Origin of the sequence: Halomonas alkaliantarctica (genome assembly GCF_029854215.1) — a bacterium.
In the GTDB taxonomy this organism is placed as follows: Bacteria; Pseudomonadota; Gammaproteobacteria; order Pseudomonadales; family Halomonadaceae; genus Vreelandella; species Vreelandella alkaliantarctica_A.
In genome coordinates, this window is record NZ_CP122961.1 from 1,211,266 (window position 1) to 1,227,629 (window position 16,364).

At 55.1% G+C, this 16,364-nt stretch carries 13 protein-coding genes; 11 read left to right on the top strand and 2 right to left on the bottom strand.

The genetic code is table 11. The features are described from left to right. The first annotated feature begins 281 nt into the window (after positions 1–281). The 9 genes from sdhC to sucD all read left to right on the top strand — a co-directional run bounded on the left by sdhC (position 282) and on the right by sucD (position 12,102). The gene (gene sdhC, locus QEN58_RS05445) at positions 282–659 is read left to right on the top strand and encodes a succinate dehydrogenase, cytochrome b556 subunit (RefSeq protein ID WP_088701073.1); all 378 of its coding nucleotides are present in this window, start codon (positions 282–284) and stop codon (positions 657–659) included. Then, positions 653–1,000, top strand: coding sequence for a succinate dehydrogenase, hydrophobic membrane anchor protein (sdhD, locus tag QEN58_RS05450; RefSeq protein WP_280106133.1), 348 nt, complete (start codon positions 653–655; stop codon positions 998–1,000). The genes sdhC and sdhD overlap by 7 nt, the downstream gene beginning before the upstream one ends. A gap of 4 nt (positions 1,001–1,004) precedes the next feature. Next, a complete protein-coding gene (gene sdhA / locus QEN58_RS05455; RefSeq protein WP_280106134.1) occupies positions 1,005–2,777 on the top strand; it encodes a succinate dehydrogenase flavoprotein subunit in 1,773 nt (590 codons plus the stop codon). Positions 2,778–2,804: 27 nt separating this feature from the next. Next, positions 2,805–3,515 carry a succinate dehydrogenase iron-sulfur subunit gene (locus QEN58_RS05460; RefSeq protein ID WP_009287296.1) on the top strand — a complete coding sequence of 237 codons (711 nt, stop codon included), beginning with the start codon at positions 2,805–2,807 and terminating at the stop codon, positions 3,513–3,515. Between the two features lie 350 nt (positions 3,516–3,865). Then, entirely contained in the window at positions 3,866–6,700 is a 2,835-nt protein-coding gene (locus tag QEN58_RS05465; RefSeq protein ID WP_280106902.1) for a 2-oxoglutarate dehydrogenase E1 component, read from the top strand. 38 nt (positions 6,701–6,738) lie between these two features. Continuing rightward, entirely contained in the window at positions 6,739–8,328 is a 1,590-nt protein-coding gene (gene odhB / locus QEN58_RS05470; protein ID WP_280106135.1) for a 2-oxoglutarate dehydrogenase complex dihydrolipoyllysine-residue succinyltransferase, read from the top strand. 118 nt (positions 8,329–8,446) lie between these two features. After that, entirely contained in the window at positions 8,447–9,886 is a 1,440-nt protein-coding gene (gene lpdA, locus QEN58_RS05475; protein ID WP_280106136.1) for a dihydrolipoyl dehydrogenase, read from the top strand. Between the two features lie 177 nt (positions 9,887–10,063). Beyond that, the gene (sucC, locus tag QEN58_RS05480; RefSeq protein ID WP_035577585.1) at positions 10,064–11,230 is read left to right on the top strand and encodes an ADP-forming succinate--CoA ligase subunit beta; all 1,167 of its coding nucleotides are present in this window, start codon (positions 10,064–10,066) and stop codon (positions 11,228–11,230) included. Beyond that, positions 11,230–12,102 carry a succinate--CoA ligase subunit alpha gene (gene sucD / locus QEN58_RS05485; protein WP_009287300.1) on the top strand — a complete coding sequence of 291 codons (873 nt, stop codon included), beginning with the start codon at positions 11,230–11,232 and terminating at the stop codon, positions 12,100–12,102. Before sucC ends, sucD begins: the two co-directional genes overlap by 1 nt. Positions 12,103–12,181: 79 nt before the next feature. Here sucD and gpgF read toward each other — a convergent pair whose 3' ends face one another. Both gpgF and gpgS read right to left on the bottom strand, forming a co-directional pair. Next, entirely contained in the window at positions 12,182–13,207 is a 1,026-nt protein-coding gene (gene gpgF, locus QEN58_RS05490) for a glucosaminyl phosphatidylglycerol flippase (RefSeq protein WP_280106137.1), read from the bottom strand. Then, a complete protein-coding gene (gene gpgS, locus QEN58_RS05495) occupies positions 13,185–14,303 on the bottom strand; it encodes an N-acetylglucosaminyl phosphatidylglycerol synthase (RefSeq protein ID WP_280106138.1) in 1,119 nt (372 codons plus the stop codon). Before gpgS ends, gpgF begins: the two co-directional genes overlap by 23 nt. A 265-nt stretch (positions 14,304–14,568) precedes the next feature. Here gpgS and QEN58_RS05500 point away from each other — a divergent pair, with 265 nt between their 5' ends. Both QEN58_RS05500 and QEN58_RS05505 read left to right on the top strand, forming a co-directional pair. After that, entirely contained in the window at positions 14,569–14,985 is a 417-nt protein-coding gene (locus tag QEN58_RS05500) for a CopG family transcriptional regulator (protein ID WP_280106139.1), read from the top strand. Positions 14,986–15,023: 38 nt separating this feature from the next. Beyond that, on the top strand, positions 15,024–16,232 hold the full coding sequence (locus QEN58_RS05505) for an extracellular catalytic domain type 1 short-chain-length polyhydroxyalkanoate depolymerase (protein ID WP_280106140.1): 1,209 nt from the start codon (positions 15,024–15,026) through the stop codon (positions 16,230–16,232). Positions 16,233–16,364 lie beyond the last annotated feature (132 nt).

Below are 16,364 nucleotides of genomic sequence, written 5' to 3' on the forward strand. Positions count from 1 at the left end.
ATATGTTAACAGGCTTATCAAGTTGCTAATCTACTGTCACTATAACCATGCTGCAGCGCAAAATCGACTCAGGAAGAAGACAATTTTATTGCACCATAGTCGAGTTAGACCTGAGTTCGGTTTGTAAGCGAGGGCGAAGGTTCTTATAATCCACGGCGCGCGACCGGCAGGTAGGTGGTCGTGCCCGACTTGGCAACGGCCGAGCCCCTTCCAGCAACCACCGCCCGCTCGGGCCATGCCCGACCTGTCGCAGAGCGGGCCAAGAGAGTGTGTACAAAGCCGTGAATAGCAAACGACCCGTAAACCTAGACCTTACTACGATACATTTCCCACTGCCGGCGCTGACGTCGATCACACACCGTATCACCGGTGTCATCCTGTTCGTTGGCCTAATCTTCGCTTTTTGGGCGCTGGATAAATCCTTGTCATCTCCTGCGGGTTTCGACGCCGTTAGCGATGCGCTGGCCAATAATTTTTTGGCTAAGTTGATTGCTTGGGGGCTGTTATCCGCACTGGCATTTCACTTTGTAGCGGGTATCAAGCACCTGCTGATGGATGCCGACATTGGGGTAACCCTTGAGGGTGGCGTTAAAAAAGCGCAGATCACCGTCGTGGTCAGCGCCGTTCTGATTATTCTGGCAGGAGTTTGGGTATGGTAACTAACATTACAAGTTTTGGCCGTAGTGGGCTTTCTGACTGGCTGATGCAGCGCGTTTCTGCTGTTATTTTGGCCCTCTACACGGTCTTTATCGTTGCCTTCCTGCTTTTTAATCCGAACCTCGATTACTACGCGTGGAGCGGCCTATTCAGCCATACGTGGATGCGCATTTTCTCGCTATTGGCTTTCGTCGCCATAGCGGCACACGCCTGGATCGGTCTGTGGACCGTCACCACCGACTATCTCAAGTCCACTCGCCTGCGCGTGGGTGTCCAAGCTGTCATCATCCTGGGCATTTTCGTGTACTTGGTGTGGGGCATTCAAATTCTGTGGGGAGCTTGATTACATGTCTAATCTGCGTAGCCTGACGTTTGACGCCATTATTATTGGTGGCGGTGGCTCTGGCCTGCGAGCCGCTTTGGAACTGGCGAAGTCCGGTAAAAAGACGGCCGTGTTATCGAAAGTTTTCCCGACCCGCTCTCACACCGTTTCTGCCCAGGGTGGCATTACCTGTGCCATCGCGTCTGATGACCCGAATGATGACTGGCGCTGGCACATGTACGACACCGTTAAAGGCGGCGATTATATCGCTGACCAGGATGCGGCTGAGTATATGTGTTCCGAAGGCCCGAAAGCGGTATTCGAACTCGAGCACATGGGTCTGCCGTTCTCCCGTCTGGATAACGGGCGTATTTATCAGCGTCCGTTCGGTGGCCAGTCGAAAAACTTCGGCGAAGGCGGCCAGGCGGCACGTACCTGTGCGGCGGCTGACCGTACCGGCCACGCGCTGCTTCACACGCTTTACCAGAACAACCTGAAGAACAATACCGTGTTCCTAAACGAGTGGTACGCGGTTGATTTGGTTAAAAACGCCAGCGGTGACGTGGTCGGCTGTATCGCCATGTGCATCGAGACAGGCGAAGTGGTGCACGTTAAATCCAAGGCCACAGTACTTGCGACTGGCGGTGCAGGCCGTATTTACGCCTCCACAACCAATGCGTTGATCAACACCGGTGACGGCATCGGCATGGCGCTGCGTGCGGGCTTCCCGATGCAGGACATGGAAATGTGGCAGTTCCACCCGACCGGTATTTACGGTGCGGGCACGCTGGTCACAGAAGGTTGCCGTGGTGAAGGTGGCTACTTGATCAACAAAGACGGCGAGCGCTTCATGGAACGCTACGCGCCGAATGCTAAAGATTTGGCTGGCCGTGACGTTGTTGCGCGTTCGATGGTCATGGAAATTCTGGAAGGGCGTGGCTGTGGTGAGAAGGGCGATCACGTCTTCTTGAAACTCGATCACCTGGGCGAAGAAGTACTTGGTAAGCGCCTGCCGGGTATCGTTGAGCTTTCTAAGACCTTTGCCCACGTTGACCCGGCAAAAGATCCGATCCCGGTCGTACCGACCTGTCACTATATGATGGGCGGTATCCCGACCAACATTCATGGTCAGGCGATTACCATGGACGAAAGCGGTAACGATCATATCGTTAACGGTCTGTTTGCCTGTGGTGAAGCGGCGTGTGTATCGGTTCACGGTGCCAACCGCTTGGGCGGTAATTCGCTGCTGGATCTGGTGGTCTTTGGTCGTGCCGCGGGTATGTTTATCGAAAGCGCGCTGAACGAAGGTATCGAGTATCTGGACGCTTCCGAGTCTGACATTGAGTCGGCCATGAAGCGGATCACGCGCTGGAACGAGTCAGAGGGTGGCGAAAGCATTCCTGAGCTGAAAGCTGAGCTTCAGGAAATCATGCAGACCTCTTTCGGCGTATTCCGCGAAGAGAAAAACATGCTGGAAGGTGTTGATAAGCTAGCGCTGCTGCGCGAGCGCATTGCCAATGCCCACCTGCCTGACAAGTCCAACGCCTTCAACACTGCCCGTGTAGAAGCACTGGAACTTGATAACTTGATGGAAGTGGCTGAAGCGACGGCGATCGCTGCCCTTGAGCGTAAAGAGAGCCGCGGTGCACACTCGCGCTACGACTATCCAGACCGTGATGACGTCAACTGGCTGAAGCACTCGCTCTTCTTCCCAGCGACGAAAGAACTGAAAAAACGCGACGTTAACTTCAAGCCGAAAACTGTTGATACGTTCGAGCCTAAGGTTCGTACCTACTAAACGCCGCATAGACGAGAGGGAGTCACTATGTCCAATCTTCAGGTATCCGTATACCGTTACAATCCGGAAACCGACTCCGCACCTTACATGCAGGAGTTTCAGGTCGATACCAAAGGCCGCGATGTGATGGTGCTGGATGTTCTTCATATGATGAAAGAACAAGACAGCGGTTTGGCGTTTCGTCGCAGCTGCCGTGAAGGCGTCTGCGGTTCTGACGGCATGAACATGAACGGCAAAAACGGCTTGGCGTGTATCACGCCGCTGTCAGACGTTGTCAAAAACAACAAGCTGACCCTACGCCCGCTGCCGGGCCTGCCGGTTATTCGCGATATGGTCGTCGATATGGGGCTGTTCTATAAGCAGTACGAGCGTATTCAGCCGTACCTGCAGAACGACACGCCTGCACCGGCCATTGAGCGCCTGCAGTCGCCAGAAGAACGTGACAAGCTAGATGGCTTGTATGAGTGTATTCTGTGCGCATGCTGTTCAACGTCTTGCCCATCGTTCTGGTGGAACCCTGAGAAGTTCGTTGGCCCAGCCGGTTTGCTACAGTCTTACCGCTTCCTGGCCGATTCACGTGACACGGCTACCAGCGAGCGGTTGAGCAACCTGGAAGATCCGTTCTCGGTGTTCCGTTGCCGTGGCATCATGAACTGTGTAGCGGTGTGTCCAAAAGGGCTTAACCCTACCCGGGCAATTGGTAAAATTCGCGAAATGTTACTCGCTGATGCTACCTAAGCCTATGACATCTTAGTAAAAAAGCGTCTGCCACTTAAGTTGGGTGATAATGCCACTTAAATCATGGCGCTTCGCTTGTTATCATAGGGTTTGTCACGCGGTGCGGCGTCACGTCGCACCGCTGATCAGACAAGTTTGAAAGCCGGTGCCTGGGGTACCGGCTTTCGAGCATGAACTGAAGACGAAACACCGTATGAAAGGTTCGAGAACGAATAGCTAGATGAATAGGGTTTCCGGCCGTTGGCCGGCGCCGCCGGCAAATGTCCCGCCCCGCCGGCAGGGCAATAGCGATGTCGCCGCACGTTTGCGACGATACCGATACCACCCCATCAGTGCAGGGTGAACGAGAGATGCAACAAGGCATAATGGAGTTGATGTGGCGTTCCTCTCACGTTAGTGGCGGCAATGTTCACTACGTGGAAGCGCTTTACGAGCAGTACCTCGCCGATCCAGAGTCTGTCCCTGACGAATGGCGCAGCTATTTTGACCAGTTGCCGCGCCCCGAGGGCAGTGCCTCCCACGATGTTCCACTTAGCCCCGTACGTGATCAGTTCTACCAGTTGGGGCGCGAAAGCCGCCCGGGCCGTGTAGTCGCCGCTGCCGATAGCGGTGAAAACAAAAAGCAGGTAAAAGTCCTGCAACTGATTAACGCTTACCGCTTCCGTGGCCATCAAAAGGCCAATATCGACCCGCTAGGACTGCGTAATCCCACCCCCGTCCCCGACCTCGATCTGTCCTTTCATCAGCTTTCAAAAGCTGACCTGGATACCGAGTTCCAAACCGGTTCTTTCTTTTTAGGTATCGACAAAGCACCACTGCGTGACATCGTGGATGCGTTGGAGCGCACTTACTGCCGCTCCATCGGCTGCGAGATCATGCATATCGTCGATACGGAAGAGAAACGCTGGTTACAGCGGCGTTTTGAGTCGGTACGCAGTGCGCCTGATTTCAGCGCCGACGTGCGTAAGCACGTCCTGGAGCGATTGACGGCCGCCGAGGGTTTGGAGAATTACCTGGCATCCAAGTATCCAGGTACCAAGCGTTTTGGTCTTGAAGGCGGTGAATCGTTTGTGCCGATGATGGACGAGCTTATCCAGCGTGCTGGCGGTTATGGCACCAAGGAAGTCGTCATCGGGATGGCCCACCGTGGGCGACTCAACTTGTTGGTCAATATTTTGGGTAAAAACCCAACTGACTTGATCGATGAGTTCGACGGCAAGAAAGTCATCGAGCGCGGCTCAGGTGATGTGAAGTACCACCAGGGCTTCAGTTCGAACGTCATGTCTCCGGGCGGCGAAGTCCATTTGGCGATGTCGTTCAATCCGTCGCACCTGGAAATTGTCGCACCTGTTGTAGAGGGCTCGGTGCGTGCCCGCCAAGATCGCCGTAACGACGAAGAGGGCAGCAAAGTGCTGCCGATCAACGTCCACGGCGATGCGGCGTTTGCCGGTCAAGGCGTGGTGATGGAGACATTCCAGATGTCCCAGACCCGTGCTTTTAAAACCGGTGGCACGGTCCACATTGTGATTAACAACCAAGTGGGCTTCACCACCTCGCATCCGCTGGATGCACGCTCCACCGAATACTGCACTGATATTGCCAAGATGGTTCAAGCGCCTATTTTCCATGTCAATGGCGATGACCCGGACGCAGTGCTGCACGCCACTCAAGTCGCTCTCGACTATCGCCAGCAGTTCAAAAAGGACGTGGTGATTGATCTCGTTTGCTACCGTCGTCGTGGCCACAACGAAGCTGACGAGCCGTCAGGCACGCAGCCGATGATGTATGCCAAGATCAAAGATCATCCCTCTGCGCGTTCGCTGTATGCCAAGCGCTTGGTTGAGCAGGGTGTGCTCTCTGAAGAGTCCGCCAAAGCGATGGTCGAAACTTATCGTGATGATCTGGTCGCAGGCAACCACGTGGCCAATGCATTGGTGCAAGAGCCCAACGCTTCGCTGTTCGTTGACTGGGCACCTTATCTGGGCCACGAGTGGTCTGGCGATGCCGATACGACGTTTGATATGAAACGTCTGCAGCAGTTAGCGGCTCGCATGTGCGAGGTGCCTGATGGCGTCGACGTTCAGCGCCAAGTGGCCAAGATTTATGAAGATCGCCGTAAAATGCAGGCCGGTGGTTTGGCACTTAACTGGGGCTTTGCGGAAACGTTGGCCTACGCCACGCTGCTAGAGCAGGGCCACCCGATTCGGATTACCGGGCAAGACGTTGGGCGAGGTACTTTCTCCCACCGTCATGCGGTGGTGCATAACCAGAAAGATGGCACCACCTATGTTCCGCTGCAGAACATGGCCGATGGTCAACCGCGTTTCACCATTCATGACTCCTTCCTTTCGGAAGAAGCGGTGCTGGCGTTTGAGTACGGTTACTCAACCACCGCCCCGAATGACTTGGTGATCTGGGAAGCCCAGTTTGGTGACTTCTTTAACGGCGCCCAGGTGGTTGTGGATCAGTTCATCTCGTCGGGTGAAACGAAGTGGGGCCGCGTGTGTGGTTTAACCATGTTGTTGCCACACGGCTACGAAGGCCAGGGCCCCGAGCATTCTTCGGCACGCTTGGAGCGCTTCCTGCAAATGTGTGCTGAGCACAATATGCAGGTTTGTGTACCGACTACGCCCGCGCAGATTTATCATCTGCTGCGTCGCCAGGTGATTCGTCCGCTGCGTAAGCCGCTGGTGGTGATGACACCCAAATCGCTGCTGCGTCATAAAGAAGCGATTTCGAGCCTTGAAGATCTCGCCCACGGCAAGTTCCACATGGTGCTCGCCGACCAGGCAGATCTCGCGGCGGAGAAGGTCACCCGCGTTGTGCTATGTGCTGGCAAGGTCTACTACGACTTAGCCGCTTGGCGCGCAGAGAATGAGCGTCATGACACGGCAATCTTACGTGTTGAGCAGCTCTACCCCTTCCCGAAAGAAGAACTCCTGGAAGCGCTGCAAGACTACACCAACGTAGAAGATATTGTGTGGTGCCAGGAAGAGCCGCTTAATCAGGGCGCTTGGTACTCTAGCCAGCACAATATGCGTGCAGTGGCCGATATGCTGAAAGATGGCCTCGGTCGCGAGTTGAAATTTGCAGGACGTCCTGCCTCTGCTGCACCGGCAGCTGGCTATATGTCCGTCCACACTGAACAGCAGCGCCAGCTGGTGGAAGACGCTTTTAATTTATAAGCGGCCACCGGGTTTAGAGAACATATAAGGGAAACGACATGGCTACTGAGATCAAAGCGCCAACATTTCCGGAATCCGTTGCCGAAGGCACAGTGGCGGCGTGGCATAAAAAGCCGGGTGACAGCGTTGAGCGTGACGAGCTGATTGTTGAGATCGAAACCGACAAAGTAGTACTCGAAGTTGTCGCACCGGAAGCGGGTACCCTGACCGACGTAATGGCCGAAGAGGGCGATACCGTTCAGTCAGAGCAGGTATTAGGCAAAATCGGTGAAGGCAGCGCATCTGGCAGTAAAGAAGAGAAATCTTCTAGCGATGACAGCGCTGAGAAAACCGAGCAAAAATCTGACGACAAACCGTCTGACGATAAGAAAGAAGACAAAAAAGCTAGCGGTGGCGGCAAGCAGCACGATGTAAAAGCTCCCAGCTTCCCTGAGTCGATTCAGGAAGGCACCGTGGCTACCTGGCACAAAAAAGTCGGTGAAGCGGTGAAGCGCGATGAGGTGCTGGCCGACATCGAAACCGACAAAGTGGTGCTGGAAGTGGTTGCACCGGCGGATGGCGCCCTGGCTGAAATTAAAGCCGAAGAGGGTAGCCAGGTCGAATCCGAAGCGATTCTTGCGACCTTCACCGAAGGTGCCGGTGGCGACAGTGGTAGCGAAAACGGCGGCGATTCAGCGCCTGCTAAAGCCGATAGCGGCAGTGACGATGATGGCGCCGACGAGAAAGTCGGTGGCAAAATCCTCGCTCCAGCGGCACGTAAAATGGTTGCCGAGCACGATCTGGACGTCGCCAAGATTGAGGGCACCGGCAAAGGTGGCCGCATCTTGAAAGAAGACGTTCAGAAAGCGGTCAAAGACGGTTCCGCCAAGAAAGCAGCGAAATCGGCTGCACCGGCGAAAGCAGCCGCTACACCGGCTGCCGAAGGTGAGCGCATCGAGAAACGCGTACCCATGAGCCGTCTGCGTCAGACCATCGCCAAGCGCTTGGTTCAGGCGCAGCAAACCGCTGCGATGCTGACCACCTACAACGAAGTGGACATGACCGAAATCATGGCCCTGCGTGCGCAGTACAAAGAGACTTTCTTAAAAGCTCACGATATCAAGCTGGGCTTTATGGGCTTCTTTGTAAAAGCGGCGTCAGAAGCGCTCAAGCGTTATCCGGATGTGAACGCCTCTATCGACGGCACCGACATCGTTTATCACGGCTATCAGGATATCGGCGTTGCTGTCTCCACCGACCGTGGTTTGGTCGTGCCGGTACTGCGCGACACGGACAGCATGAAAATTGCTGATGTCGAGCGCACGATTGTTGATTTCGGTAAGCGTGGTCGTGACGGTAAGCTGGGCATGGACGACATGATCGGCGGCACCTTTACCATCACCAATGGCGGTACCTTTGGCTCGTTGATGTCGACCCCGATCATCAACCCGCCGCAAACCGCTATTTTGGGCATGCACAAAATCCAGGATCGTCCGATGGCAGTCAACGGCAAGGTCGAGATCCGTCCGATGATGTACCTGGCGCTCTCCTATGACCACCGTATGATCGACGGCAAAGACGCTGTTCAATTCTTAGTCACTCTTAAAGAGTTGCTGGAAGACCCGGCTCGTCTGCTGCTGGATGTCTAAAGCATAAGCGTCGTATTGATTGCGCTACTGCTTAACCAGGATTTATCTGCAATCGCACACAGCCTCCCGCCCGGTTCGAGTTAAAATGGGGGGAGGCCAGCAAGCTAAAGGAGCCAACATGGCTGATAAGTTTGATGTGATCGTTATCGGTGCCGGCCCTGGTGGTTACGTTGCCGCCATTCGTGCTGCACAGATGGGCCTAAAAGCGGCCTGTATTGAAAAATGGATCGGTAAAGAAGGCAATGTTGTCCACGGTGGCACCTGCTTGAATGTGGGCTGTATTCCGTCTAAAGCGCTGCTTGAAGCCTCCCACAAGTTCGTTGAGGCCAAGCACGATTTCGACGATATGGGCATTCAGGCTGGCGACGTCTCCATGGACGTTACCAAGATGATGGCGCGCAAGGACAAGATCGTTAAGAACTTGACCGGCGGCATTTCAGGCTTGTTCAAGGCCAACGGCGTTACCGCTATTGAAGGTACCGGTAAAGTGGTTTCCGGCAAGCAGGTCGAAGTCACCGACAACGACGGCAACACCACTACCTATGATGCCGACAACATCGTGATCGCTGCAGGCTCAGTACCGGTGGAAATTCCGCCGACCCCGTTGACCGAAGGCTTGATTGTCGACTCTACCGGCGCACTTGAATTCACCGAAACACCTAAGCGGTTAGGCGTTATCGGTGCTGGTATTATCGGTCTTGAATTAGGCAGCGTATGGAACCGTCTTGGCTCTGAAGTCACCGTACTTGAAGCCATGGACTCCTTCCTGCCGATGGTGGATGCCACTGTCGCTAAAGAGACGCAGAAGCTGCTCAAGAAGCAGGGTCTGGATATCAAACTGGGCGCTCGCGTGACCGGTTCTGACGTCAAAGGCGACGAAGTCGTTGTGAAGTACAGCGATGGCAACGGCGAACAAGAGATGACCTTCGACAAGCTCATCGTTTGTGTTGGCCGTCGTCCGTACACCAAAGGCGTGATTGCCGACGGCGTTAGCGTTGAGCTGGATGAGCGTGGCTTCATCTTTGTCGACGACCAGTGTCGTACCAACGTCCCGGGCGTTTACGCCATCGGTGACTGTGTCCGTGGCCCGATGCTGGCGCACAAAGCCTCTGAAGAGGGCATTATGGTGGCGGATATCATCGCTGGCCATAAAGCCGAGATGAACTACGACACCATTCCTAGCGTTATCTACACCTACCCGGAAGTTGCATGGGTGGGTATGACCGAGCAAGACGCTAAAGCGAAAGGCATCGAAGTCAAAACCGGCACCTTCCCGTTCGCGGCAAGCGGCCGTGCGATGGCTAACAATGCCACCGAAGGCAGTGCCAAAATCATCGCTGATGCGGAAACTGACCGTATTCTGGGTATGCACATCGTGGGGCAGCACGCTGGCGAAATGATCGCCCAAGGCGTGATTGCCATGGAATTCGGCTCTAGCGCCGAAGACTTGGCCCTGACTTGCTACGCGCACCCGACCATGTCGGAAGCTGTTCACGAAGCAGCGCTTGCGGTAGAAGGCCACGCGATTCATATGGCCAATCGCAAGAAGCGTAAGTAATTTAGTTGAACAACGAAGCGCCACCTTTTAAGGGTGGCGCAAACTTTCGGCTTTGTCTTAATCCACAAAGATCGAGAGAACGGGGATGGCCAGTTCTTTTAAGACTGTTCTTGTAAGACTGCTCTTAAAAAAGAACTGATCATCGTTCGAGTCACATGCAACCAATGGCATGAATCGATGAATCTTCACGAGTATCAAGGTAAACAGCTGTTTGCCGATTATGGTCTACCAGTGTCTAAAGGCTTTGCAGTCGACACTCCCGAAGAAGCGGAAGAGGCTTGCAAAAAAATCGGTGGTGACATGTGGGTGGTTAAAGCCCAGGTGCACGCCGGTGGCCGTGGTAAAGCGGGTGGCGTTAAGCTGATCAAAGATCCTGCTGAAGCTAAAGCATTTGCTGAAAAGTGGCTGGGCAAGAACTTGGTCACTTTCCAGACTGACGAAAAAGGTCAGCCGGTTGCCAAGATTTTGGTTGAAACCTGCACTGACATCGCCGACGAGCTATATCTCGGTGCCGTTGTCGACCGTACTACCCGTCGCGTGGTCTTTATGGCCTCTACCGAAGGTGGTGTAGAGATCGAGACGGTTGCGGAAGAAACGCCAGAAAAGATTCTCAAAGCCGAAATCGATCCGCTTGTCGGCGCACAGCCGTACCAAGCGCGTGAGCTAGCCTTTGCGCTGGGCCTGAAAGGCGACCAGATCAAGCAGTTCACCAAGATTTTCTTAGGTCTTTCTCAGCTGTTCCATGACAAAGACCTGGCACTGCTAGAAATCAACCCGCTGGTTATTACCGACGAAGGCAACCTGCACTGCCTCGACGCCAAACTGGGTCTGGATAGCAACGCGCTTTACCGTCACCCTGACCTGCAGGCCATGCGTGATCCTTCGCAAGAAGATCAGCGCGAAGCCGATGCGGCGAAGTGGGAACTTAACTATGTCGCACTGGATGGCAACATCGGCTGCATGGTTAACGGCGCAGGCTTGGCCATGGGCACCATGGACATCGTCAACCTAAGCGGCGGCAAGCCCGCTAACTTCTTGGATGTCGGCGGCGGCGCTACCAAGGAGCGCGTGGCAGAAGCGTTCAAAATCATTCTCTCTGACGACAATGTTAAAGCCGTACTGGTTAACATTTTCGGCGGTATCGTACGTTGCGACATGATTGCTGAAGGCATTATCGGTGCCGTTGAGCAAGTCGGCGTCAATGTACCTGTTGTCGTACGTCTGGAAGGTAACAACGCCGAACTGGGTGCTGAAAAACTGGCATCTAGCGGTTTGAACATCATCGCGGCTACTAGTCTGACCGACGCGGCTCAGCAGGTCGTTAAAGCGGCGGAGGGCAAGTAATGAGCATCCTGATCGATAAGAACACCAAGGTCATCTGCCAGGGCTTTACCGGTGGCCAGGGCACGTTCCACTCCGAGCAGGCGATTGCCTACGGTACGCAAATGGTCGGTGGTGTTACGCCGGGTAAAGGCGGCCAGGAGCACCTCGGTCTGCCCGTTTTCAACACCGTGAAAGAAGCGGTAGCGAAAACCGGCGCGGAGGCCAGCGTTATCTACGTACCGGCGCCGTTCTGTAAAGACTCAATCCTTGAAGCGGCCAACGCCGGTATCAAGCTGATTGTGTGCATCACTGAAGGCATCGCCACGCTAGACATGCTCGAAGCCAAAGTGAAGTGCGACGAGCTGGGCGTACGCCTGATCGGCCCGAACTGCCCAGGTGTTATCACCCCGGGCGAATGCAAAATCGGCATCATGCCGGGTCATATTCACCAGCCGGGCCGTGTCGGTATCGTATCGCGCTCTGGTACCTTGACTTATGAAGCCGTTAAGCAGACCACTGATCACGGTTTTGGTCAGTCTACCTGTGTAGGTATCGGCGGTGACCCGATTCCGGGTTCCAACTTCATCGACATCCTTGAGATGTTCGAGAAAGACCCGAAAACCGAAGCCATCGTCATGATCGGTGAAATCGGTGGTACGGCTGAAGAAGAAGCGGCAGCTTACATCAAAGCTAACGTTTCCAAGCCAGTGGTTTCCTACATTGCTGGTGTGACTGCACCTCCTGGCAAGCGTATGGGCCACGCGGGCGCGATCATCTCTGGTGGTAAAGGCACCGCTGACGAGAAGTTTGCTGCCCTTGAGGACGCCGGTGTTAAAACCGTGCGCTCTTTGGCTGAAATCGGCGATGCGCTGAAAGAAGTGACTGGCTGGTAAGCCATGAACGTTTAGCTGCACGCTATAAGGGCGCCCCTCGGGGCGCCCTTATTCGTTGTTGCACGCCACTTTTCAATAGCTATGGCGCTGATGAGCGGCGCAGTATCCGATAGCTATATAAAACAAATAACGGTGCGCCTGCTGCCAAGTAGAGATGGTAGCTGACCAACCGCCACACCAACACCGCTGCAGCAGCCTGCTCGCGCTCCATTAACGGCAGCAACAGACCACCCACGCCTACCTCCGCAGCGCCCGCACCGCCAGGCAGAAAGCTAAGCTGACTCGCGGCCATCGCCAGCATTTGAGTTAAGAAGGTCCACATCCAATCTGCATGACCGCCTACTCCCAATACCGCCAAATAGAGCAGGCTATAGCGCATCAGCCAATGGGCGGTGGTCAACAGCATCATCGCGAGAAGCGTCGTGCGCGGCAGCTCTAGCGTCACCTTGAGCGCATGCCGACAGCGCAATAGGCGCCGTGCGAGCCAGCGTCGGCGATACTGGCTTGGCCACGACGTGTTCACTCCAGGGGAGCGCAGTAGACTTGGCAGATAGCGCATGACCACACTGACCAGTGTCGCCATGAACGCCAACCCCACCAGCGCCCACTGTACGAGCGTTTGGTGTGGCCATTGGGCATCGCTGAGCACCGAAAAGAGCACTAGGCCGCTCAGCATGGCCATGAAGAACAGTAGGTCACAGCCTTGATCAATCAGAAACACTGCCGCGCCTTTGGCAGGTGGAAAGCCGCGCTGGGCAAGCAGCATCAGTAGGATGACTGGGCCACCGCTGCCGCCTGGGGTGGCGCACAGCGCAAACTTAGACGCCAATTCAATACCTAGCGCGCCGCGCTGGCCGAGCCTGCCTGCCCGGCCACCCAACATCAAACGCAGTCTCGCCGCATTTAGGTTCCAGCACAGAAAGGCCATCACCAGCATCAATAGCAGCAATCCAAGTGGGAAGTGTTTGACGTGCTGAAGCGCCTCGTCCCCTCCCAGCCAGGCGGTGAGCACCAGCGGCGCAATCAGCGCCAAGGCAATCATCACACCGTGGATAGGCCGCCACTTTAGTAGCTGGCGACGACTAGTGGTGTTGGTGGAGTGCATAGGATTGGCTGCCGTGGCAAAGCTGCTGATAGTGCTCAAGCAGTGAGTGCATAACGCCATCCCAGTTGAAGTGGCGCTCCACATGGCGGCGCGCATAGCGCCCGCTAGCAGCGACATCATTACTAAACAGCGCTACACAGGACTCAGCCATGGCAGTGGGGTCGAGCGGCTTGCATAAGATACCCGCACCCAGCGGCACGTTTTCGGCCAGCGCCCCGGCCCTGGCTGCCACCACTGGAATGCCGCAGGCCATGGCTTCCTGGGCAATTAAGCCGAAGGTTTCGCGGGTGCCGGCGTGCAATAGTGCGTCGCTACTAGCCAGAGCTGTCGCTACCTCGTGGGCGCCACAGCAGCGATCCACAATGGTGACGTTGCTGGGTACATGATGCGGCATGCCGGGACCCATCAGCAGCAAATGGTAATCGCTGCCTAGCTGACGCATCGTTGAAAGTAGTACATCGATATTTTTCTCGCGTGAGTTTCGTCCCACAAAGATCAGCAGTTTTTTATCGCTGGGTATGCCCATGGTCTGTCGGAAAGACGGGTCACGCTGCTGAGGATTAAATTGCGCTAAATCGACACCTAACGGCTGCACGCGAACGTTATCGACGCCCCAGTCGCGCAACCGATCCGCCATCGCGTTACAGGGCGCCAATACGCTATCGAACCGACTATAAAGGTCCGTGACATAGCGGGTTAAGCGCTTCTCAATGTAGCGCCCTAAGCGATCGCCCATCAAACGTGGAAGATCAGAGTGATAGAAGCCTACCACCGGCACGCCGAGCCGCTGACCTGCTGCGAGTGCGGCCCATGCGGTTACGTACGGGTCGCCAGCCTCAATAAGGTCAGGCTTGAGATCAACCAGGGCATCCCGCCAGGGGGAGGAGCGTAATGGAAAACGATAGCCCTGGCCTAGAGGCAGGTGTAGTGCTGGTAAAGTGTGGTGGTCACCCAGGCTATCGCGCTCTGCTCCCGGCACCAGCAGGCTGGTACGCAGCTGTGGAACACGTGCAAAAACGCGGTGTTTTGCCTGTAAATAGGTACGTACACCGCCGCTGGCGGGTGCATGAAACATCGTCACATCGGCAATGTGCAAGCTAACCTCCAACCACAAAGATTGTCATCGTTTCACCATAAAGGAGAAATAAGTCAGTTCAGCGACAGTTGAGCCGAGGCTTTTATTTCCTGTTAATCCCTTTCAACGCCCCTTCCTTTACTTCTATTCCGGCGATCTCCTTGGATTTATGTGCCGTTCTGATTTGCTTATTAGTTGACTCTTAGCAGGGCTGAACTAATATACCATCCATATGGATGGTATATGGAATCCAATTGGATGCTTTAAGCACAACGAGGAACGACACATGAGCGTGCATGAAATGCGCCGCAAGGGCGGAGATTCCAGTGAAAAAATCACTATCAACCTTGGGGTGGTCGACCTGGGGCAGATCGATCTGTTGGTTCAGGAAGGTTTTTACTCCAATCGAACCGATCTGATTCGCACCGCTATTCGTAATCAATTGTCGACCCATGCCGAGGTCGTTAAGGAAACCGTGACCCGTAAAGCGTTTGTGTTGGGTCTTGAGCATTACAGCCGTGCGGATCTAGAGGCCCTGCAGTTAGCCGGGGAGAAGTTACAGATTCAGGTGCTGGGCATGGCCAGCATAGCTGACGACGTCACACCAGAGCTTGCTCTTGCCACTATCGAGTCGGTGGTTGTATTGGGGGCACTCAATGCCAGCAAAGCGGTCAAGGCCGCTCTGGCGGATCGAATCCACTGAAACTCTCACCACTGAATGACTAAATAGGGACATTGATTATGATTGACGCCACTATGTCGAAACGAATGGAAGAAGCAACGCGACTCACCCGTGCAGGGAAGCTCCACGAGGCCATGGCCCTCCTCCATGGCGACGTACCCGAAGCTGGGCGTGAGGAAACACCGGATAACGCTTACCGAGGTGGCAATACCTTCGACGGAACCTGGCAGGTAAACGATAAAGAAGACACGGTAACGGAGCCAGAGCCTGCTACGTCGCCAACGGGAGCATTCACGCCCAACGATATTAAGGTGCCTGCTGTTTGGCGCGATAAGTGGATGAAGTTTCGCGGTGGAATAGCGCAACCCGAGCAATCGAGTGCCAGTGAGGAAGCAAAGCCAGGAGCGTTCACTGCCGGTCGGTTTACCCACCATGTGGGTACCCGTGATTACAAACTGTATATCCCCAGCGGCTATACCGGTCAGGCGCTGCCGCTGGTGGTTATGCTGCATGGCTGCACGCAGAACCCCGATGACTTCGCTGTCGGAACCGAGATGAACCGACTGGCCGAAGAGCAGCAGTGTTGTGTGCTTTATCCGGCCCAGCCGATGACTGCCAACCACTCTAAGTGCTGGAACTGGTTCAAGGCCGAAGATCAGCAGCGCGAGGGCGGTGAGCCCGCGATTATTGCCGGCATGACTCGCCAGATCATTGATACCCATGGCCTTGATGGGTCCCGAGTCTATGTTGCAGGCCTTTCGGCAGGCGCTGCCATGGCAACCACCCTGGCGATGACCTACCCAGATCTGTTTGCGGCGGTAGGTGTGCACTCCGGACTACCCCACGGCGTGGCCCAGAGTCTTCCCGATGCCTTGGGGGCAATGCAGGGCGGCACAGGGCCGCTCGGTGGCGGTAATCAAGCAAAAGGAGCCGGATGGGCGTCGGATGTGCCAGCGATTATCTTTCATGGTGATCGTGATACCACCGTGCACCCCAGCAATGCGGATCGCGTAGCCGCCCAGTACAGCACCTCGCGCCAAGCAGGGGCGACGGTAGAGCAGGGGAAGGTGGCCAATGGCCATGCCTATACCCGTACCACGCATCATAATGAGAAGGGCGAACCACACATGGAGCAGTGGTGCATCCACGGCGCGGGCCATGCTTGGTCAGGAGGTAGTAAAAAGGGCAGCTATACCGACCCTCAAGGCCCTGACGCTACCCGGGAAATGCTGCGGTTCTTCCTTCAGCATCGGCAGATAGTGTCATAGAACTGGCCGATATTCGCTCACGCGCGGGTAGGGTAGATACTCTTTAACTCTGTATAAAAGTTGACAATAGTTTGCAAAGGGTGAGTTACAGTTTTCATTTTTGTCGCCTAAAATCCTAGCTCTCTTACTTAT

What these genes read in the sequence shown, in the direction of transcription:
- sdhD (WP_280106133.1), top strand. Translation starts at nt 653, where the DNA reads ATGGTAACTAACATTACAAGTTTTGGCCGTAGTGGGCTTTCTGACTGG.
- sdhA (WP_280106134.1), top strand. Translation starts at nt 1,005, where the DNA reads ATGTCTAATCTGCGTAGCCTGACGTTTGACGCCATTATTATTGGTGGC.
- QEN58_RS05460 (WP_009287296.1), top strand. Translation starts at nt 2,805, where the DNA reads ATGTCCAATCTTCAGGTATCCGTATACCGTTACAATCCGGAAACCGAC.
- QEN58_RS05465 (WP_280106902.1), top strand. Translation starts at nt 3,866, where the DNA reads ATGCAACAAGGCATAATGGAGTTGATGTGGCGTTCCTCTCACGTTAGT.
- odhB (WP_280106135.1), top strand. Translation starts at nt 6,739, where the DNA reads ATGGCTACTGAGATCAAAGCGCCAACATTTCCGGAATCCGTTGCCGAA.
- lpdA (WP_280106136.1), top strand. Translation starts at nt 8,447, where the DNA reads ATGGCTGATAAGTTTGATGTGATCGTTATCGGTGCCGGCCCTGGTGGT.
- sucC (WP_035577585.1), top strand. Translation starts at nt 10,064, where the DNA reads ATGAATCTTCACGAGTATCAAGGTAAACAGCTGTTTGCCGATTATGGT.
- sucD (WP_009287300.1), top strand. Translation starts at nt 11,230, where the DNA reads ATGAGCATCCTGATCGATAAGAACACCAAGGTCATCTGCCAGGGCTTT.
- gpgF (WP_280106137.1), bottom strand. Translation starts at nt 13,207, where the DNA reads ATGCACTCCACCAACACCACTAGTCGTCGCCAGCTACTAAAGTGGCGG.
- QEN58_RS05500 (WP_280106139.1), top strand. Translation starts at nt 14,569, where the DNA reads ATGAGCGTGCATGAAATGCGCCGCAAGGGCGGAGATTCCAGTGAAAAA.
- QEN58_RS05505 (WP_280106140.1), top strand. Translation starts at nt 15,024, where the DNA reads ATGATTGACGCCACTATGTCGAAACGAATGGAAGAAGCAACGCGACTC.